General features: G+C 43.2%; 17 protein-coding genes and 1 pseudogene. 9 read left to right on the top strand and 9 right to left on the bottom strand.

Annotation, left to right across the window (positions count from 1 at the left end):
- Positions 1-255: 255 nt before the first annotated feature.
- From CWO27_RS15260 to CWO27_RS15250, 3 genes are all read right to left on the bottom strand, one after another.
- Positions 256-1,077: a hypothetical protein gene (locus CWO27_RS15260; RefSeq protein WP_102433344.1), complete on the bottom strand. Its 822-nt coding sequence runs from the start codon at positions 1,075-1,077 to the stop codon at positions 256-258.
- Between the two features lie 91 nt (positions 1,078-1,168).
- Entirely contained in the window at positions 1,169-1,972 is an 804-nt protein-coding gene (locus CWO27_RS15255; RefSeq protein WP_441351762.1) for a hypothetical protein, read from the bottom strand.
- 56 nt (positions 1,973-2,028) lie between these two features.
- The gene (locus CWO27_RS15250) at positions 2,029-3,075 is read right to left on the bottom strand and encodes a DUF1214 domain-containing protein (protein WP_107899193.1); all 1,047 of its coding nucleotides are present in this window, start codon (positions 3,073-3,075) and stop codon (positions 2,029-2,031) included.
- Positions 3,076-3,253: 178 nt separating this feature from the next.
- Between CWO27_RS15250 and CWO27_RS15245 the strand changes: the two genes are divergently transcribed.
- Together CWO27_RS15245 and CWO27_RS15240 are read left to right on the top strand one after the other, a co-directional pair.
- Positions 3,254-4,258, top strand: coding sequence for a LysR family transcriptional regulator (locus CWO27_RS15245; RefSeq protein WP_102433347.1), 1,005 nt, complete (start codon positions 3,254-3,256; stop codon positions 4,256-4,258).
- Positions 4,255-5,181 (top strand): LysR family transcriptional regulator, encoded by a 927-nt coding sequence (locus CWO27_RS15240; protein WP_102433348.1) that lies wholly within the window; start codon positions 4,255-4,257, stop codon positions 5,179-5,181. The genes CWO27_RS15245 and CWO27_RS15240 overlap by 4 nt, the downstream gene beginning before the upstream one ends.
- 421 nt (positions 5,182-5,602) lie before the next feature.
- On the opposite strand, the gene CWO27_RS15235 is transcribed toward CWO27_RS15240, so the two are convergent.
- Positions 5,603-7,219 (bottom strand): endonuclease, encoded by a 1,617-nt coding sequence (locus CWO27_RS15235; RefSeq protein WP_107899192.1) that lies wholly within the window; start codon positions 7,217-7,219, stop codon positions 5,603-5,605.
- 412 nt (positions 7,220-7,631) lie between these two features.
- Entirely contained in the window at positions 7,632-7,988 is a 357-nt protein-coding gene (locus tag CWO27_RS15225) for a hypothetical protein (protein WP_102433350.1), read from the bottom strand.
- A 215-nt stretch (positions 7,989-8,203) separates the two neighbouring features.
- Here CWO27_RS15225 and CWO27_RS15220 point away from each other — a divergent pair, with 215 nt between their 5' ends.
- The 4 genes from CWO27_RS15220 (at position 8,204) to CWO27_RS15205 (ending at position 13,023) form a co-directional block, all read left to right on the top strand.
- Positions 8,204-9,160, top strand: coding sequence for a DUF2860 family protein (locus tag CWO27_RS15220; RefSeq protein ID WP_107899190.1), 957 nt, complete (start codon positions 8,204-8,206; stop codon positions 9,158-9,160).
- A 222-nt stretch (positions 9,161-9,382) separates the two neighbouring features.
- Positions 9,383-10,474 (top strand): calcium:proton antiporter, encoded by a 1,092-nt coding sequence (locus CWO27_RS15215; RefSeq protein ID WP_107899189.1) that lies wholly within the window; start codon positions 9,383-9,385, stop codon positions 10,472-10,474.
- An 85-nt stretch (positions 10,475-10,559) separates the two neighbouring features.
- Positions 10,560-11,966, top strand: a complete 1,407-nt coding sequence (locus CWO27_RS15210) for a magnesium transporter (protein WP_107899188.1) — start codon at positions 10,560-10,562, stop codon at positions 11,964-11,966.
- A gap of 127 nt (positions 11,967-12,093) precedes the next feature.
- Positions 12,094-13,023 (top strand): LysR family transcriptional regulator, encoded by a 930-nt coding sequence (locus CWO27_RS15205; protein WP_107899187.1) that lies wholly within the window; start codon positions 12,094-12,096, stop codon positions 13,021-13,023.
- 32 nt (positions 13,024-13,055) lie between these two features.
- Here the strand turns inward: CWO27_RS15205 and CWO27_RS15200 are convergent, their stop codons facing one another.
- Together CWO27_RS15200 and CWO27_RS15195 are read right to left on the bottom strand one after the other, a co-directional pair.
- Entirely contained in the window at positions 13,056-14,732 is a 1,677-nt protein-coding gene (locus tag CWO27_RS15200) for a mechanosensitive ion channel family protein (RefSeq protein WP_240699568.1), read from the bottom strand.
- Positions 14,733-15,095: 363 nt separating this feature from the next.
- The gene (locus CWO27_RS15195) at positions 15,096-16,136 is read right to left on the bottom strand and encodes an alpha/beta hydrolase (protein ID WP_107899186.1); all 1,041 of its coding nucleotides are present in this window, start codon (positions 16,134-16,136) and stop codon (positions 15,096-15,098) included.
- Positions 16,137-16,432: 296 nt separating this feature from the next.
- Between CWO27_RS15195 and CWO27_RS23990 the strand changes: the two are divergent.
- Positions 16,433-16,559 (top strand): annotated as a pseudogene (locus CWO27_RS23990) (carboxypeptidase); the annotation flags it as partial.
- 75 nt (positions 16,560-16,634) lie between these two features.
- On the opposite strand, the gene CWO27_RS15190 reads toward CWO27_RS23990, so the two are convergent.
- Both CWO27_RS15190 and CWO27_RS15185 read right to left on the bottom strand, forming a co-directional pair.
- The gene (locus CWO27_RS15190; protein WP_107899185.1) at positions 16,635-17,636 is read right to left on the bottom strand and encodes a metal-dependent hydrolase; all 1,002 of its coding nucleotides are present in this window, start codon (positions 17,634-17,636) and stop codon (positions 16,635-16,637) included.
- Positions 17,637-17,856: 220 nt separating this feature from the next.
- A complete protein-coding gene (locus CWO27_RS15185) occupies positions 17,857-18,666 on the bottom strand; it encodes a sulfite exporter TauE/SafE family protein (RefSeq protein ID WP_107899203.1) in 810 nt (269 codons plus the stop codon).
- A 319-nt stretch (positions 18,667-18,985) separates the two neighbouring features.
- Here CWO27_RS15185 and CWO27_RS15180 point away from each other — a divergent pair, with 319 nt between their 5' ends.
- Positions 18,986-19,963, top strand: coding sequence for a DUF1852 domain-containing protein (locus tag CWO27_RS15180; RefSeq protein ID WP_107899184.1), 978 nt, complete (start codon positions 18,986-18,988; stop codon positions 19,961-19,963).
- A gap of 69 nt (positions 19,964-20,032) precedes the next feature.
- The gene (locus tag CWO27_RS15175; protein ID WP_107899183.1) at positions 20,033-21,061 is read left to right on the top strand and encodes a methionine synthase; all 1,029 of its coding nucleotides are present in this window, start codon (positions 20,033-20,035) and stop codon (positions 21,059-21,061) included.
- The last annotated feature ends 42 nt before the right edge of the window (positions 21,062-21,103 follow it).

Raw genomic sequence — 21,103 nt, 5'->3', positions numbered from 1 at the left:
CTAGCACGGAATTGGACAAAAGTGAGTCAGTGACACTGCTAAATTAGCATTCAATGGATTACTTGAAGTATAGAAAAAATCTATTGTAGTGACCAATTCACTCAGCCACTACAAACCGAGTTGCAAATCAAAATACACTCTGACTTTTCAGAGTACCTCAGGCATCGCAACCATGAGCTAAGCAAACACAAAGGTAGCAAAACTAACGATGTCACTACAGTACGTGATTGCTAATCAATTATTCATGCATTGCCTCTAAAAACGCCAGTCAAAACCCACTGAAACCTTCGCTTCATCGCCTCGGATGTAGTCTTTATCCAAGCCCTGAACATCATTGACTTCCATATGAGTGTACTTACCTTCAAGGTAAATATTGAACACCCCTTCCCCAACGGTTGTTCTCACGCCTTGTAACAGCACTAAATCCACCATTTGTAGGTCAACACCACCATAGCTTGAGCCACCAAATGCTTGGAATACGGTATAGTGTGTGTCGTTCCATGGGTGTAAGCCATAGAGGTTCACGGACGCCATATGCGCATCATCGCCACCTAGTGCTTGCTTAACCATATCACCAGTAAAACCGGCAAACTGACCAGAGCCTGTAGAGTAACCATTCATAAATGACACTGAATTTAGGCCATTCGCAATCTTATTTGTGTCGATATCGATATACGAATAGTTCACCGATGGGAAAAACTGAGTGGTGCCATTCGTCGCGGTAAGGGGCAGCATGTAACCTACGGTGTATAAGTCCATCGCCTCAGTAAAGTTAGTATCAAGGTAAACGCCGCCAAAACGTTGGTCAAAGTTCGCTAGTCGAAAGCGTGCGTCTTCTGATTGAGTGAAATACTCACCAATCATGATTGTTTGGGTTGCGTATTCGCCCCCACCATAAAGGTTGTTGAATCCACCACCTGCAACCAGTTTAATCTCGCCGCTGTTATCTGTCGCGATACCACCACGCCAAGCGGTATTACGAGGGTCTGCATCATGGACATCGTCTGCCATAACGGGTGCTGAAAGTGTTAGTGCTGAAGCAATCGCTAGAGAAAGAAGAGTTTTTACGTTTTTCATTTGTATGCCTTTAAATATGTAATCATCAAAGACACATCCGTGTGCTGGTGTCGCTTATATTGGTCACATGCGACGAGTTAATTTGAATGAGTTAGAATTGATAGTTCACTTCGATACGGTGGTCACCGTTGGCGTAATTGGTGTTTTCAGTCCAATTCGCAAAATATCGAACATTGGTTCGGTCATTGATCTGGTAACTGACGGCCGCTTCATGGGTAAACACGCTATCGCTGCCTTCCATACTGCCATTTTGGAACGGATCTGAGCCTGAGATTGTGCCCATGTACATTGGGTTGTAGTTGACCCAAATGTTGTCGGTTAACTCTAGCTTTCCGTACATTCCCACTACATAGAATGAGCCATGTAAGTCCCAACGGTCTTGAGCTTCCAGTGCGCCTTTGTTGTTTTGGTCAAAGCTCTCACCAAATGCTAAGCCTGCTCCAGCAAGAGGGTAAAGGTTTAATGGGCCCATTTTGGGCAGAGCTTGAATTAGGCTATAAGAAGCTGTGCCTTGAGTACCCAGGTCGCTATCAAATGCGACATTGACATCCACCTGAGCGCCGCGACCATTGGTCAAATCCACACTGAAGTTTCGGTATCTTAAAGAGTCGATGCTGTCGTCCGCGCCGCGACCATTCCAGCCGATTGCATCGCCAGCGAAGCCTTTTACTTCAAGGACGTTCATCGCCATGGTGTTTGCATCACCGGTGTCGTATGCCTGACCGATTTTTAGGTTTAGACCTTTATCTGTGTACCCTAAGCCTGCTTGGGTATAAACCGATAGCGGGTCAGACATGTCCTGCACGTCTTGAGTGTCAGCCAATGCTGAACCTGATAGAGCCACTGCCACTGATAGGGCGATTGAAGAGAGTGATTTATTGTTAATCATTGTCATGCCTATAGAAATTCGTATTTAAATCTAGAAGGCACATCCTTGTGCAGTAATGAACATTAAAGTTGCTTCAGAGAAATCTCTGGCATTGTGTAGTCACCAGCAATGATGTTTTGTGCAGGCTCATACACTCGTAATAACAAGTTCCAGCCTTCTGTTGTATCCAAACGGTTTTCAATATCACCACACACTTCTGTATTGCCGTAATGCATCGTGAACGTGCCGTCTTCATTCATCGCTGCGACTTCACCGTTGATGTTGTTATGGTCAGAGAACATGTAACCTTGGTTGTCATAGACAGTGATAGACCAAAAAGCATCGTTCTCAGGCACTTCATAAGTCGCGGTGTAGCATTCCTGCGTACTTAAGTGTGGCGCTTGTGCGATATAAACAGTTTCTGAACTCGGGAATAGTCCCCATGAAGTCGCTACCGCTATGTTATGGCCTTCGTATCGGTCGACTTCTCCACGCTTACCTTGCCAGTCATTTGGGTATTGAGTGATGGTATCTCTCATCTCTTTTTCGTATTCAGCACGCAGCTCTATCATTCCCGGCCAATCCCAGTTTGCTAGAGGCTTCGGCTCTTCACTGCCCGAAGTCACTTCTACTCCGTTTAGAATGTCACGTGCAATTTGGATGTCTTGCTCATCGTTTGAGTCGAACAGCTGAATACGTGGAATCGCAACGATGTAGCGCGTGTCTGCTTGTCCTTCAAACTCATGAACGGTGTTTGAGCCTTTCAGGATATCGATGGTCTTGTGTTCGTTATCCAGCAGGTAAACCGATACGTAACGATTTTCAGGGTGCTCCGGAATTGAAATCGTGAAGCCCTCCGATGTATCTACTGGAATACCACCGTATAGTGTGTCGCGATTCATTCGTGGTACAGGCTGCACGTCAACTGGCGTTGGTTCAGAAAAGATAATGCCTTGGTTCATGCCACCTGCGTCGAAAAAACGCTGAATTCGAGCGTCCATTTCAACTTCGACAAAGTTCTCAACGGTGACATTAATCGGTGCTGCGTCGTTTGCGATTGCAACATTTGCGCCTAAAGAAAGTGCCAGTGTTGTTGCTAAAGTGATTGGTGATAGAGTTAGCTTGTTCATGTTTAATTCTCTGATTTTAAAAGTTTTATTATTGCGCCTCCTTCGCGTTCATTCGTCACATCAGTTGACGGGGAGAAATATATACAAATACTAAATCAGAAAAAATCGAATTGGAGTTGAATTAACTATTCCTCAAATTCATAATACTAAGGACACAAGCAGCACTGAGGGGAAATCAATGGAAGATGACCTAATGTTCCGGTTGGACTTCAATAGTTTGAAAGCGCTCAAAGTCCTCGGAGAAGAGAAAAACACCAAGAGAACCGCAGAGCGTCTAGACATTGGCCAACCAGCTATCAGCAAAACGCTGAAAAAACTTCGCCAGCAGTTTGACGACCCGCTTTTCACACTGAAACAAAACCGTTTAGAGCCTACACCTAAATGTGAAGCGATATTGGGGCAACTACCCAGTGTGCTCCGAGAGCTAGAAGAGCTTTTTAAAGATGAGCTGAGCTTTAACCCATTAGCCTATTCTGGTGACATCCGTATTCACATCAACCCCGTACTGAATCACCCACTGTCCAGTATTTTAATTGAGAAACTGAGTGTACTCGCACCCAACGCGACCTTGATTGTCGAAGATTGGGCCGCATCAACCCAAGAGCTACTACGTCAAAACCAGGTCGATATTGGCGTCAGCTTTTTCCCGATCAGCCAGTCTGATGGTCTCTTCCAGGAGGTCCTGTGTTCTCCTCATTTCAAGCTGTGTTGTCGAAAGGGACATCCACTTATCAATAAGCACCCAATCACTTTAGAAGATATTGCGGCTGCTTACCTAGTGCTCTCGACCATGCCTGGCATCGCTAACAATGAAAACTACATAGAAACTTATCTCAGACGAAGGGGCTACATCGCCAATGTCATGCTGCGAACGGATAGGATGGATATGTGTTCAGAGATCTTGCAGTCAACCGATGGAATCATGCCGGTCAGCGAGATAGTTAGCCCTCTGATGCAGGAAGAAAACCTGGCTCTGCTTGATGTTGCGCATCTTGATGATGTAGATCACTACCCTATTGCTTATACGGTGGCAAACCGAGTTAGAGAAAGTGCCTATTCTCAATGGCTGATCGAAATCACCCAAGAAAGCATCAATGAGATCATGGCTCTTTGTGACAACCCAAATGATCAATATGTTTACCCGACTCTGACCGTTGAACAAATCAATGAGGCGAGCCGATGAAAGACAATCAAATGCATAACCTTGATTTTAATTCTATCAAGGTGCTCAAAGTACTCGGCGAAGAGCTCAATACACAAACGGCAGCTGATCGTTTGTTCTTAAGTCAATCTGCTGTGAGCAAAGCATTAAAGCGACTTAGAGTGCAATTCGATGACGAGCTGTTCATCCGAACGCATCACGGTATGGTGCCAACAGAAAAGTGCACCCGCTTGTTATCGAAGCTCCCCTCTGTCATGCGTAACTTGCAAGAGCTGTATAGCCACAAAGATGAGTTTGTGCCTGAAACCTATCGGGGACAGATAAAAATTCACCTGAATGGAACACTCGCTCGACCCTTAATTAGAACCCTTTTCATGAGGTTGCATCAGCTAGCGCCAAAAGCCATTATCACGCTTGAGAGTTGGTCGACGACAACTGAGAGGCAAATCTTAGCAGGTGATATTCACATTGGCATCAACTACACCCCTATCGACGTGTCCCACAATATCGCGCAAATTGAAACCAACGCACCCGAGGTGCGATTGTGTTGTCACAAAGACAGTCCACTCGCTAAAAAAGATAAAGTGTCGCTCGAAGATGTCGCGCAATATCCCCTCGTTGTCGTGCGTATGCCCGACTATGTGCGAAAGGACAACCGAATCGTTTCCTACTATCAAGAACGTGGCTTTGAGCCTCGTATTTTACTGAGGAGCGATAAGTTAGATATCTGTTTAGATACCGTCAGAAAAATACACTCTGTCATGGCGGTGTGTGAGATCACGAGACAAGGGCTTTTTGAAGAGTTAACTCTTCTCAACATTAACCATTGGGAAGGGGTAGTTCACAACAAAATTGGCTGCTTTGTGAATCAGAAGTTTCAGGACACACCATTCTCACAGTGGCTCATCGACGTTATTCAAGCAGAGATCGAAGCTCTCTACTAAGTGAATATAACGTGGTCAGATCCAATTTAGTGCAACTGGCTCAATACTTTTATTCTCCTAGTTCGATTCGCAGACATGATGGTCAAATTAGCCAATTTGACTTTAATTGATAACTTTAAGTATGGAAAACATACTGCTTCCAACAGATGAGGGTTATTTACCCTAAACAGTTTGGGGCATAAATGAGCTACAGCTTCCCCTAAATTAACAATTCAGAGATAACTAAAGGTATGGAAAGTCGCTTAACATAGCGTCCAGTTTGATGGTGTAGATCACTGACAAGTATACGGGTCTTCAGACAATATGCTTTTTCAAATATTTAAAATCATGCTCTCTAATGCCTCTCAATAAAAAAGCCCAAACAAAGGATTGGGCTCAATTCAATAATCATGAAGCCATTGTCATGGTGGTTATATTCCGATTAATTCCCCCAGATTTGACTTACAAACTCTGGATGGTCAATAAACGGATTACGATTCCCTTGAAAATCATATACCGCCTTATTTCGGTCAATTTCTTTTTGGCTTACTGGATCTTCAGAATGCCAACGCTTTAGCATAGTAAGTAGCCAAGGTTCAAAAACGGTTGTATTGGTTCCATCCAGAACGGCATCAGAGCTTGTAGAGTTCCCTTCCCAATTAGCGATTTCATTTTCATAGCGTGTTGCCATGTAGAAATATGCTCTTGCGAAATCACCTTTAAACTCATCAATTGGCTCAAACACCGTACCTACATAACCAAGAGAGTTCGCTGCACTGCCTAACTTAGAACCATTGCTTGATGTGTATGTCGCGCTACTCACCTCACCAAATGGCCAATTACTACGTTTCGAGTTAACGTAGCCGTCAGTGGCAAATAGATGGTGACCGTCAGAGTTCATTGGCTCGACTTTTCCACCAAACCAGCTTTTCGGGAATGAGTGCTCACGGTTGTAGCAATCACCTTCTTTTCTGTATTGACCACATTGATCGGCCACCTTAGTAAATTGGATTGAATCTGAGCCTGAAGGTTTCTCCGAATACATATCGAGAATCGACCCATCAGTGTCATAGTATGCGTCTAGGTCAGCCTCAGACACCAACGTCCAAATAGCGGTGTAACCCTGACTACTATGATTATCAATAATTTGATATAAGGCCGTTTTTAACGCAAAGCCCACTTTGCCTTCAGCGTCTTTGTAATACTCACCTAACACTGGTGGTTCAGTTGGTGGTGTAGTTGAACCACCAATCGTAAATTCTGTACTCTGACTTGCTTGGAAATCACCACCAGACGCCACAACGGTTCCGTTTACCGACAAACTGTATGAACCATTTCCCCCACTGCAGCACATTCCATCTCCATAAGAGTCTGAGACTTCTAGGATGTAGCGACCATCCGCTAAACACATTTCCACTTCATTGATGGTGTTATTTTTATAGTCTGAACCAGAATAAAGAGTTTGAGAAACTGAGTTTTTGAGAGACCAACTGGTTTCAGAACCATAGTTATCCGTCACTAGCGTGAGTGCGGCACTTGTATCATTGCAGCTTTGTGTTGGTGGAGTCTCCGTCGGCTGAAAGTTATCTAAATACACCACTTCCGAACCATCAAAACCTGCATCATCATAAAATCGTATGCCCACAACGATATCTTTAGTGCTAGTAGCGCTGTACGAGTGAGTCAATGCTTGCCACTGATTCGTTAAACCATTATTCGAGTAGCCTAAATAGCCATCAACAAAAAGGCGAGCTTTCACGTTACCTTCCGTGTGGTAAACATCGACAGAGAAATCATAAGTTTTCCCTTGTTCAACACGTATCGTTTGCAGAAAATCGGTATTACTTTGAGTGCCTGTATTCACTGTTACTTGCGCAGAGAAACTGCCGTTATTTACAGGAACGCTAGAGGGTGAAACTGCAATGCCGGAGTCAATCACACTCCATCCAGATGGTACATTTCCTTCCCAACTTTCGAAACTTCCATTTTGCATTTGCGCATGCGCACTCGCTGAACAAAGTAATGCAATGCCACTTAGATTTATTATTCTATTTATCATATAACCTTCTGTTTAATCAGATAAAAAACCAACTAAGCTTAGAAAGTAATCAAAAGATGAATAGAGACATACATCACATTTATAAATGTAAGCACCATCAGCTTTATTAATATATGTGATGCAAAGCAATGCAACATCGATCTGGTAAATACTTTTACACGCTAGATTATTGAAAAAAGGTTTATCTCGGATTTCAGGGAAAAGGCGCAACGGGTGAAACTTTGAATGCTCAATGCTCAATAATTCAAAGATCATTTGAGAAGTAGTTATCTAAAGGCTAACTATAATAGCCAGCAGCGCATTAACGATAAGTTGCTGGCTCGCTACTTAATGATTAGTACAATATATTTATCATGACCAGTCAGCAATCTAGCCTCTTCAACACAGTTCAAACATAACGCCCGACACTAACTTACTTGGCTTGGTATATTCCCCTAGTTATGCGCCCTTCCAAAGACTTAATAATAGATGGAACCATATCTTGTATCGGCGATTCTAATACAATTTCTACGTCTTCTAGCCAATAAATATCCAGTAGTAAACAAATGTCATCAATAAGTTGCACCGCTTCAATTTGATTAACAACATCTGTATTCAAAGGCCATGACTCCGACATATCCAACACAATCAATCGCTTATTGCAGCGTGGCAAATAGAAATCCGTTAATGAGTCTAAATAGCTCACCGCAGTGATCATTAACGTACACTCCCCTTCGCCCAAATCGCAGATTCGATAACGCCGGTTATTTAGAATCAAATGTTGATCCATATTCCTTCTCTCATAACTGTTTACGTACTGTCCATTATCCATATCTGGACTAAATCAAGGAGGAATTAAAGAAATTCAATTTTGCATATCGTTTCAATTCATATATGAATTTCTCTAAACCGTCGCCTCCTCGCATACACAAACTTACTATCCACTCCATCAAATAATTCAACCAACGAATCACACATTTAATTAATCATGCGGAGAGCTATGTTATGAAAAAGATAAGCCTACCTTTTATTTCGCTACTATCGACACTACCCCTTGCAGCACAAGCTTTCGACTCAAGTCGAGTTAGTGGTGAGTTCTCAGTGAATACGGGGTTTGCCACCTCTAACTCAAATCTAAATCCCAACGGCGACAGAATGTTAAAGGGCCTAAATAATAATGTGTCTCACACAAACGAGATCTTTGCAGCGCCTCTTGGAAACTTAAACTTGGCGCTAGATACTCAAGACACCCACCGAGTTTATGCAGGTACGTCTCGTGACGATCTTGCCGTCGGTACTCTCGCCTTTGAGGTTGGATACCAACGTGACTTACCAGATGGAACGCAAATAGACATAGCTTACCTTCCGACAATTGTTTCCGGCGAAGTTTGGGACAACCCCTACCTAGAAGGTACACAAAGAATAACAACCGACGTTGAAGGCGATGCCTATCGTCTAAAGCTATCGAATATTGCCAATACCGGAGTTTCTTTCGATTTAGGCTATGCGACCTCAGAACTTGATAATGAAGGAGTCGCTTATCAAGAGTTAGCGAGAGATCATGATACCTATTTTTTAAAAGGGCAATACCTGTCGATGCTAAACCATCGCTCAGGACTAATTACTGCATTCAGTTATACCGATCATAACGCTGAAGGTTCTGCGGCTTCATATAATCAATACAAAATTGAAGCCACCTATTTTGCCAATTTAAATGATCATCATTTTGCTGTCACGAGTAGCCATGGTTATCGCGATTTTGAATCAGTTAACCCGCTATTTAATCAAGAGCGCGCTGACTATTTCCACCGAGTATTCGTGGCTTATGAATACAACGATATCCCTAACTGGGAGAACTGGAGCGTGACATCATTTGGTGGCGCAACCCTAAACACATCGAATATCGATTTCTACCAAAGCACCGAATTTTTGATGTCTGTTGGTTTGAATTACCGTTTCTAATTTGTTCCCCTCCGATGAATCAGAGAAAGAATGCCACCACCTACCTGTGACTCTTTCTCGCTTTCGTTTCACAGATGAACACCTCTCATCGGTGCTTTGAATACTGCTTAGCTTTGCTGCTACGCACATAAAAGACTGGATTGGAATCAGTTACTTAAATTTATCCTCGCTTTCTCGTTAAAGGATTATGACGAGCAATTAGGACCACTAAAAAGGGTCATCATGCTCAAACTACTTAAACAAGAACATGTACTTCTCACAGGTGCTATCGCTATACTATTTTTCAAACTAGTTGGCGATAACCTACTCATGAGCGGTTTATCATCCATGTCCTATATACTGCTCACCGCCTTACTTTTCTATGTCGTCATGACTGCTATTTTTGCTGTTGTCCGTCACTCTGACGCACTCGCTATAAAGCTTGGTGACCCATATGGGACACTCATATTGACGCTTTCTGTGGTATTGCTTGAAGTCATTATGGTCTCATCAATCATGCTTACTGGTGATTCAAACCCTGTGCTCGCACGCGATACCATGTTTGCTGTGATCATGGCTGTACTCAATGGGTTTGTCGGTATCACTTTACTGATTGGCGGCCTAAAGTATCACACTCAAACTTATAACCTTCATGGAATCAAAGCTTACTTAGTCGCCATTATTCCACTCGCGATGCTGTGCTTAGTGCTACCCAACTTTGCGAGCGTAGACGCTTTAGGAAATATGTCATCAAGCTTAATGTGGATTTTAGTCTTCGCTTCTGTTGCTTTATATGCGGTCTTTTTGTTCATTCAAACTCGTAGCCATACTGACTACTTTATTAACTCGGTTCACGAAGATCACCACGACCATCATGAGCCATTGCAAAGTAATTTATTCCACAGCTTGATGCTAATTGGTTACTTGATTGTGGTAATTCTACTGGCAAAAAGCCTCGCACTGCCGATTAATGATGGTATTTCTACCATGGGTGCCCCCGTCGCATTAGGCGGTTTAATTGTCGCGTTGATCATTCTGGCTCCTGAAGCGGTTGGCGCAGTCAAAGCAGCTCTTACCAATCAACTTCAGCGCGCGATGAACCTCTTCTTTGGTTCTGTCTTGGCAACAATTGCATTGACTGTGCCTGCGGTACTGATGATATCAAGTGTCATGAATGAACCGATTCACCTCGGTCTAGCACCTGCCGAAATGGTCTTGTTAATTACGACCTTGCTGATGACGAGTGTCAGTTTCAGTAGTGGCCGAACCAACCCGCTCAACGGCGCCACACACTTAGTCTTATTCTTGGCCTATATCATCTTAATGTTCGATTAAGCCTATGACTTGAAGACTCTGGTCATCTAACCAGAGTCTTTTGAACGATCCTAATCATCACTACCAAGAATAATGCTGAGGCCCCATGACTTTATTAACGACACGTTTACATTCAAAAGCGTCACACTCAACAGAGTCCGAACACCTTTACGAGTCAATACTCACTAGCCTTGAAACGGAGGAAGACAAGCTCTTACGCGAAACCTTGCTCCACGCATATACACCAGCGATCTCCAATGCATTAAGGAGACTAGATGATGATCAAAGAGTTCACGCTTGGTCGCTACTCTCTCAAATAGATCCTGAACTAGCGGCTAACTTAATTGATCACTTAAGTAGCTCTCAATTACGTTACTTAGCAGAAAAACTGCCAATCCAGAACCTCCAAGAAGTTTTCCCTTTACTCCAATCGCCGGACCGCCGTATGTTACTCAATCAGCTTCCATTGGAGCGGTCAACACAGCTAAATACGTCCTTACCCAACGCTTGGCAAAAAGAAGAAAAAGCAGCGCTTAATTATGAATCAGACACCGTAGGAGGTATTTGCAACAATGAAATGTTGAAGGTTGATTCAGACACAACGGTTGCCGAGCTCAGCCACCTTATTTCCGATGATGACTCTAGCTATAACTATCAAGAGTGGCGTTACGTATACCTGCAGGATCGAGATGGTAATTATCTGGGAGCAATCAGGCTCAAAGACTTATTTGGGTTACCTTTCGGTGGGAAACTAAAAGAGCACCTCAACTCCTCACTACTGGCGGTACCGGCTGAGTGGGATTTGAATTCACTAAAAAGTGCACTAGATACGACAACACACCCAGTCCTTCCTGTAATCGATAACTCAGGGTTCCAAATTGGTGTTGTGGGATTTAGACAATTGAATGAGGCGCTGTTTCGTCAATCAAAACAGCAGCTTCTTGAACAAGCTGGTGTATTTGGCGGGGATGAGTTTCGCACCATGCCGACCGCGAAACGTAATCTACGCCGGCTAGCATTTTTGCTACCTTCTGTTCTATTAAGCTACGCAGCGGTATCAATCATTGCTCAATTCGAGCCCGTAATTGAACAATTTGCGCTGTTAGCAGCAATACTACCTTTAGTTGCGAACTTATCCGGTGCAGCTGGAAATCAAGCAGTTGCCGTTTCGATTCGAGAGCTCTCTGTCGGGAACTTGTCACCAAAAGATGTGTTGTTCGTGATCGTAAAAGAGCTACCTATCGGCATTATAAATGGCGCGGTGATTGGCTCAGTTCTCGCTCTACTCTCATTTTTGACTTACGGCGAAGAACATCTCGCATTACCTATATTAGTTAGTGTCGCGTACCTTTTTTCTTCAACGCTAGCAGTGATCACAGGAGGAACGCTACCGCTGATTCTTAAACGTCTGAATCTCGACCCTGCGATGCTATCTAGCCCTCTCCTAACTACATTTACGGATGCCGCCGCTTTTTTTAGTGTGCTGTACCTCGCTCAATCCTTTTTACTCTAATGTGCTATTGCCTCTAAACGAGGCAATATCTAGTTGAATATTATTACATTTCACTTAATCTACATATAAGCCTAACCTAGCAATGGCTAAGTTTTACCACCACTTCTAAATTAACCAAGGACGGTTTATGAGAGAACTACGCGATTTAGATCTAAACCTACTGAAGCTTTTACAAGCGGTTGTTGAAACGCGCAATACCCACCTTGCCGCAGATAAGCTCGGTATCTCTCAAACCAGTGTCAGCCGCGGTATGGCAAAGCTTAGAGATACGTTTGGCGATCAGCTTTTCATTAGAAAAGCACACGGTGTAGAACCTTCAGAGTTAGCAGAAAAATTAGCTGAGGCCGCTGAGGAAATGTTTATTCCATTGGCTAAAGTCATTGAGTCTTATAAGAATTTTGAACCAGAAAGTTTTACTGGCGACATCACTATAGCAATGAATATTTTTTTGCTTGACCAATATGGAGAGGGAATATTTTCAGCTCTGAGAAAAGTTTTACCAAATGCGAACTTCAAAATGATCTATTGGCAAGAACAAACACTTGCCGAAATGCTCAATAGCCAAATTGATTACATGCTGCATTTTTCAGTATTTCCGCTTCCGCAAGAAATATATCAACACAAACTAAAAGAAATAAAGCTCAGTCTCATCGCGCGTAAGAACCACCCAGAGCTCAGCCAATCTAGTGAATGGGAAGATATACACCACTTACCCATCACGCGAATCCTGGTGGATGGTGTGAATTCAAAAAGAGCGCCAATCGAAGATTTGTATTTAGCTAAAGGCTATAAAGCGAGGATTGTATTATCTACACACAGTGTAAGAGTACTGCTAAACAAGTTAAAGAATTCTGACGCCTTCTCATTCGGCAGTAGTTTTATGACAGAAAATGAAACGGAGTTAAGTTGTTATCCGCTGCCATTACTTCCGAAAGAAATGCGCCAACTACAGATCAATGGCGGCTACTTGCAATCCAAGCGAGGCTTCCCATTGAATCAACTCATTCACCAAACACTACAGCACTATTTTGATAAAGTCATTCAACCGGAAGTATAGTAACTCGCACAAAGTACGAGCTACTGGTTTGATTAACCGCTAGAGCTTCGGTGTACTGCCGAAGTTTTAGCTGGATACATGATAGTGTCTCGAATTTCGTATTTGTATTCGTAAGCAAAATCAGGGAATGGGAAGGCTTGAGCTTCATGCCACCCTGCAACCACTTGAGCGGCTTTTTCCTTCTGCTCCAAAGCACCTTCATTGCGTTTATCCACCAGTTGGTACTGAGTGGAATGTGCAATAGTTGCACCTACTTGTTCGACATAGGCTAATGCAGCAAACAGAATATCCTCTTGCACAGCCATAAACTCTTCATGGTCACAACACTTGATATAAGCCATCATATTAATGTTGATTGAATACTCGCCAATCCCCATCAATCTGACTCGCACAGGATCTTCATCGATCATAGGGTGTTGCAACAGTAACCTACGTATATGGACAATGAGCACACGTAACTGTTCCAACGTTGCCTCTGGACGCAACCTTAATAGATGGTCCATTCTACGTTTGTCCCGTCGCTCAAGATTATCAATTTCCATATTAGCAAACTCTGAATTTGGTATAGTGATTAACGAACGTTCAAGTGTACGAATACGTGTGGAACGTAAACCGATACTTTCAATCGTTCCTAAGTTGTTATTGCCATAACGACAGAACTCTCCAATTTTAACGCCACCATCTGCGTACAGAGTGAGGCCATTTATCACGTTTTCTAGTACTGGCCTAATTGCTAACGCGACAGCCAAACCACCAACCCCTAAGCCAGTCAAAATAGGGGTTATTGAAAAACCCATAAATTCGATAACATAAATACCCAGAATAACAATGGTTAAGCCACCAAAAATACGTGCTAACACAGTAATCAATGATGAGTCTACATGCTTACCTTGATATTTATTGAATACATAAATATCAGCAAAGTAGTTAAATATGGCCATGATCAACCAAGAAACATAGAAAAACTGTGCCAATAAAAACAGCGTCGAAAAGAACTGATAAGTTGTACCTGTTATCCAGACCCCTTCATCTATCACCCTCCTAGCTAATAGCAAAAGTATCACCGTACAAACTAATGAAATAAGACGTCCTATACGCCACTTTCGCCCATAATTTTCCCAACGGGAGTTCCATCGAACACCTAATAAAAAACTTAACTTAACAAGAGCTGAACACAAGGTGAGCACCCAGGTTAACACTAACCATTGCCATAAAGGTAATGGACCATACAGTTTCTTGAAAGGAGGAGGTAATGATTGAATCAAGTCTTTGGAAAACAAAGGACCAGGAGTAAGCACAAATTCTTGATAATAATCAGTGCGGTTTTCGACTTGATAATCAACAGCAGCTACGGTTCTGTACCAACGAGGTAAACTCTGAACCGTTCCGGAACTAAATAGAAACTGCTCAACATTATCTCCCGACATTTGTTTGGATAATACGATGTCAGTATTGGCAAGACGCCAATGGATCAGGTCATCTTTACTCACTTGCAGCGCGTCTGGAGTTCTAGTGTGTATTTCGCTGTCTAAACGATCGATGATTTCTCTCAGTAAGAGAATCCTTTCCATTACAACCACTGTTCGACTACGGTTAGGCAATAAAGAGAGATCCATGGTACGCATCACTTGTAAATATGCGTGTTGAGCTGCCGGTAGGTGTAACTGTTCACTTCTCCAGTGATCTATTAGCACATCAGATGCGGTCATAAAGCTCGCCAATGTCTGGCTTGGGCTAGAAGTATCAGCAAGTTCGAGAGAGTCATTAGCCAATACATGAGAATTAACCCATGCCAAACACATAATAAGTACTAAACGGGGCACATTACTAAACACAGTTTTCACTACCTCTCGATAGGTTCCCATTTACCTGTGACCGTTGCTTACCTTTCTTTTCATCATATATTGGAGAGAGCCAAAGAGATGAAGAATCCCCATGCTCCCAGAGTGACTGATGCTGAGAGTAATGATGGTTAGCGCGCAATAATGTCAATACACATGTAAACAATGAAGAAAATAGATGAGTCATAACTGTCTCCTAAATAAAGAAGCCACGTCCCTGTGCATTAAAAACTAATTTATATGAGTGTTGAAGAATTGCCCGAGTTCTTTTAAGGCATCATCGGATTCTGGCATATCACTCAAAATGCCATTCATATAATCACCATGTGACTGGCCGTCATAAATATGAAGCTCTGATTCAATATCAGCGCTACGCAACAAACGGTGCATGCGTACAGTATCGCTTAGCAATAAATCCCGTGTCCCGGAGACAAAAATCGTTGGCGGAAACTCTTCAATTTGAGCATAAATTGGCGATAACAGCGGTGAGTCTAGAGGCTCGCCTCCTGCATATAAGTCAAACGTACCTTGAATCAAACCCTCTCTCTGGCCAAGCGCATCAAGTCCTTTTAAAGTATGCCAGGAGTCTGAGGTCTCCTTTAGGTCGACCGCTGGCGTTCCAACAAACAGTGCACCAGGCATAGGTAAATCGAGCTCCTGTAGCTTAAGTGTCGTGGCAAGCGTTAAATTCCCGCCTGCTGATGAGCCAAACAACGCGGTAGATTCCGCTTTTTGAGTTTTAATCAGCTCTTCCCATACTGCTGCAACATCGTTAATAGCAGCAGGAAATGGATGCAGTGGCGGCTGGCGATAATCAACCGAAATCACTTGCGCCCCTAACCCGTTAGCCACCCATATAGCTTCTCGCAACGCAGACTCTCCTCCACCAAATACAAATGCTCCCCCATGAATATGTACTAGCCATTTATCTTTGTATTCGGGGGCAATGTTCTTCGGTGTAACAAAGAAAGTATCCACCCCCGCAAACTGCTTAGCTTCATATGTCACCTCTAAACGTTCGAGGGCTTCCTGCGCTATCTCCATACCTGGAGTATCAAATACTGCTTGCAGGGCGAGCCACTCTTTCGCTGTAGATGGAACCGGAAGTGGCGGAGTGACTTCCCGGTGTTCAATTATCTGAGCCAGTTCGGCGGAAATACCTGTAGGGGTTGGAATAATACGTTCTGTCAGTGTCATTTTAGCGAAGGCAGCCGAGCTTGATAAACCTAACAATAATGCAGGAACAACTGTGCGTAGTGGTTTTAATTTCATAATAACTCCAGAGGTGAATTTCAAAGCCGCGATTGGCTAACTGGGGTCATTATTGCTGTCGAAAAACATAGATACGATGAATTAGAGAAATTCAAATTTGCCAATTAAGAACCACCCATAATGCATTTCTCTAATTCATATCTTATGTCGTCACTCAATGAGATAACACCAGTGACAACAAGAGGAGGATGTATGAAATACTTACCCATAGGCATAATAGCCTTAACTTATTTATTATTTTTCATAACTTTAGTTTCTAGGCTCGCTCTCTAATCATTCGGCGATTCACTTAGTTTGAGTCGAACATTTGGATCAGAGGCAGCCTACTAACTACTGATGATTTGGTTAAAGGCTCGACAGGTGAAACACTCAATGCTCAATGCTCAATACTTCAAAGATCATTTGAGAAGTCGTTACCTATAATTCTCGGTTAGACAGCACAAGAAAAGGCTGAGCAGATCACTGACTCAACCTTTTTGCTTTCAAGACCTCTAACCATTAATCGCCTTTCAACATATTAAAAAAGATCTGTCTGGATTCTGGCGTGTTGTCCCTGTGGGTTTCGTACTTTATGTGTGTGTCTGCATCGACAGATTGAGACAATTTGATGCTCCAAAGCGCTTTGAGTTGGTTTGGAACAATAGAATATCGAACATCGATAACACGCAGCTCATCCGTTGGATCCTGTGCAATATAACCATTCGAGAACCAACGGAAACGTTCAATGTCTTTGGCTTGTTGGGAATTAGGATCAAGCCAGGGGAAACCCTGACTCACATTCAGTTTAGCAATAGAGTCTCCAGGATAGGTTTTAACAGAAGTGCCGACTCGAACAGCATCTACGTAGTATCTAGATTCGGTTTCGTACACCACTTTCCACACTAAGATATTCGCAAAACTCGGTTTAGCCTCTAAGCGAATAGGCGTATGTTGGCGTTCTTGTGCTAATTGCCATCCTATCGCTTCTGCCCTATCCCTCTGAATCATGCCTAACGTCGGATAAGTCAAAGCCCATAGAAACGCAATGCGAGCCAACCAAGGAGTTCGCTTCCATGTTGCAAACGCAAGCAATATTAAGATGGGCAGTGAATAGACAGGATCGATGATCGAAATGGTATTCCAAGCGTAACGTTCGTTGGTGAGCGGCCAGAACAGTTGAGTGCCATACGTAGTACAAGAATCGAGTAAAGCATGTGTGCCATAACCTAACGCGCAATACAGCCAACTCTGTTTAAACGAGAGACCACGCCTTTTTGCAATCAAAGGGTACAAAACCAGAGCGCAAATCAAGCTGCCAATGGGAATAAATAGAAGTGAATGGGTAAACTGTCGATGGAACTCCAATGCGAGTAAAGGATCACTCTCCGATTGAATAAACGCATCTAAATCTGGCGCCATTCCAGAGAGCAAACCTAGAATCCCAGCGACCACCAAATGTTGTTTTTTACTCGCCGATTGTGACAAAGAAGCGCCTAGTACACCCTGCGTTAACGGATCCATAAATCACTCACTTTTAGCATTCCCTTGAATTGAACAAGTACATTTAGCTATAGCAGTGAATCCGGTTAAACAACAAGATTTTGTCAACAGACTCATAGACATAATCGTATAAATGTAGACAGGCAAACAAAAAGAGCAGCCTGATGACTGCTCCTTGTTCGGTTATGTACGCATCATCAAGTGTTCTTATTTACGAACGGATGAAGGTCACTAACCATCATTAACGAGCCACCATGCTTGCCGCGATAACAACCAACAGTACTGAGAAGATCTTCTTGATGGTTGGAACGGGTAAATGGTTTGTCGCTTTTGCGCCTAAAGGAGCCGTGAACCAAGACGTACACACGATACCCAATAACGCAGGCAGATAAACAAAGCCTGCAAAGCCATCAGTTAGAGCAAAGTGGCTACTGCCCGAGGTTATGTAACCGATAGAGCCGAATAGCGCGATAACAATGCCACACGCAGACGCACAGCCAATCGCCTTTTTCATATCGACCGAAAAGAACGTGAGCAAAGGAACGAGTAACGCGCCGCCACCAATCCCGATCATTGCCGACAAACCGCCAGTAATGGTTGTCAGAACCGTTAATACACCTTTATTCGGTAGCTTTCGCTCTTTAGGCGCGTCATTTTTGCTGCTTAAGAACATCTTAATCGCGATAAGAACCACGCTCACAGCAAACACAATACGAACGACTTTTTCTGGTAAAAGAGCCGCCATAAAGCCACTAACCAATGCACCCAGAGCAACACCCAACATGATCCAAGGCGCCAAATCCCAAGGCACATTTCCATTCTTGTGGTGAGCGAGTGCAGAAGAAGTGGAAGTGAACAGTATCGATGCCAACGAGGTAGCGATCGCAGCGACAACAACTTGGTCAGACGGTAGAACTTCTAAATACAGTAAAATGCTGCTTAACACAGGAACAATGATCAGCCCTCCGCCAATACCTAACAACCCGGCTAGAAACCCAACACCACTGCCTAGTAACGCACAGTAGAAAATCAACAACAGCAATTCACTCATTTCATCCATCTCTTAATTAAATTAATTATCTTAAATAACACACTATTAATGTGGTTATATTTCCATCAAGCTAATTAATATAACTGACACCGACTTGAATATTCAAACATATAGATCATGAATATTCCTCATGATGAATGTGAAGTAATACCATTGTTAATGGTCAACCTATCCACGTATAAAAACCTTAAGCAAATAAATTTATACGACACTTTTAGTGAAGACAGCCTCGATTCTTAATCCGGTCACACGCAAAAATAAAGCATTTAAATATTAAAGACCGAGAGAATCAGACAACGAATTGGGATACCAGATCAACATGAATAATGAATTTAACTTTACGATTAAGAGCATTAGCCTCGACGAAAACTACCAGCCTGCAGACAGCACGCGTATCACAACCAACTTTGCTAACTTGGCTCGCGGCGACAGTCGTCAAGCGAACTTACGTAATGCACTACAGATGATTGACAACAGTTTCAATGCTTTAGCACACTGGGACAACCCGAAGGGCGACCGCTACTCTGTAGAGCTTGAAATCATTTCTGTTGATATGGACATTGAAAGCAACGGCGAAGCATTCCCTTCAATTGAAGTACTGAAAACCAACATTCTGGACCACAAAACGAATGAGCGCATTGAAGGTATTATCGGAAATAACTTCTCGTCTTATGTTCGTGATTATGACTTCAGTGTATTACTATTAGATCATAATAAAGACCAAGATAAATTCAGTATTCCAGCCGATTTTGGTGATTTACACGGCAAGCTGTTTAAATATTTCGTTAACTCTCAAGCGTACAAAGAGAACTTTAAGAAACCACCTGTTATTTGTTTGAGTGTTTCAGATAATAAAACTTATTACCGTACTGAAAACCAACACCCTGTATTAGGCTTTGAATACCAACCTAACGAGTCTTCTTTAACTGAACAATATTTCAAGAAGATGGGCTTACAGGTTCGTTATTTCATGCCGCCGAACAGTGTTGCCCCTCTGGCTTTCTATTTCTTTGGTGATCTACTGAACGATTACTCTAATCTAGAGCTTATCAGCACCATCAGTACCATGGGTACTTTCCAGAAGATCTACCGCCCTGAGATCTACAACGCGAACGCGGTTGCGGGAAACTGCTACCAACCAAACTTGAAAAACTTGGATCACTCACTGACCCAAATCGTGTATGACCGAGAAGAACGAAGCAAACTAGCTGTTGAACAAGGTAAGTTCGCAGAAGAAAACTTCATTAAGCCATATCAGTCGGTACTAGACAACTGGTCTGCCAACTACGCGCTGTAATCGTTCTATTTTACGCGCATTAGGAAACATACGATCCACTTTGGGAATCTAAGGACAGGCAGAATTATCATGAAAACACTATTACCGACTTCAACAGCAGGCAGCTTGCCTAAGCCGTCTTGGCTAGCACAACCAGAAACACTTTGGTCTCCATGGAAACTGGAAGGCGACGAGTTAACCGATGGCAAACAGGATGCGCTGCGTGTGTCTCTGCATGAGCAACAGCAAGCCGGCATCGATATCGTGAGTGATGGCGAACAAACCCGCCAACACTTTGTGACCACCTTCATTGAACACCTTAATGGTGTCGATTTCGAGAAGCGTGAAACCGTTAAAATCCGCGACCGCTACGATGCAAGTGTACCGACGGTTGTTGGCCCAGTTTCTCGTCAGAAATCGGTGTTTGTTGAAGATGCTAAATTCTTACGCCAGCAAACAGACCAACCGATCAAATGGGCTTTGCCGGGGCCTATGACCATGATTGATACACTTTACGATGCGCATTACCAAAGCCGTGAAAAACTGGCGTGGGAATTTGCAAAGATCCTCAACGAAGAAGCCAAAGAACTTGAAGCCGCAGGCGTTGATATTATTCAGTTCGATGAGCCTGCATTTAACGTGTTCTTTGATGAAGTGAATGATTGGGGTATCGCTTGTTTAGAAAGGGCCATTGAAGGGCTTAAATGCGAAACCGCAGTACACATTTGCTATGGCTACGGCATCAAAGCAAACACAGATTGGAAGAAGACATTAGGCACTGAGTGGCGCCAATATGAAGAAGTCTTCCCTATGCTGCAGCAATCAAATATCGATATCATCTCGTTAGAGTGCCACAACTCTCATGTGCCACTTGAACTGCTTGAACTTGTTCGCGGTAAGAAAGTAATGGTTGGTGCGATCGATGTGGCAACCGATTCGATTGAAACACCAGAAGAAGTGGCTAGCACTCTGAGAGAAACACTTAAGTATGTTGATGCAGACAAGCTCTACCCTTGCACCAACTGCGGTATGGCTCCCCTACCTCGCGACATTGCCTCAGCTAAGCTGAATGCACTCAGCGCTGGCGCAGAGATCGTTCGTAAAGAGCTTTCAGCGTAACGGCTGATCTGAATAGAAAAGCTAAATCTTGAAGCCTAAGTA

It is taken from the genome of Vibrio sp. 10N.286.51.C3, from assembly GCF_003050065.1.
Classification (GTDB): Bacteria; Pseudomonadota; Gammaproteobacteria; order Enterobacterales; family Vibrionaceae; genus Vibrio; species Vibrio crassostreae.
The sequence above is the reverse complement of the archived record's forward strand: the minus strand, read 5'-3'. Positions and strand labels throughout refer to the sequence as shown.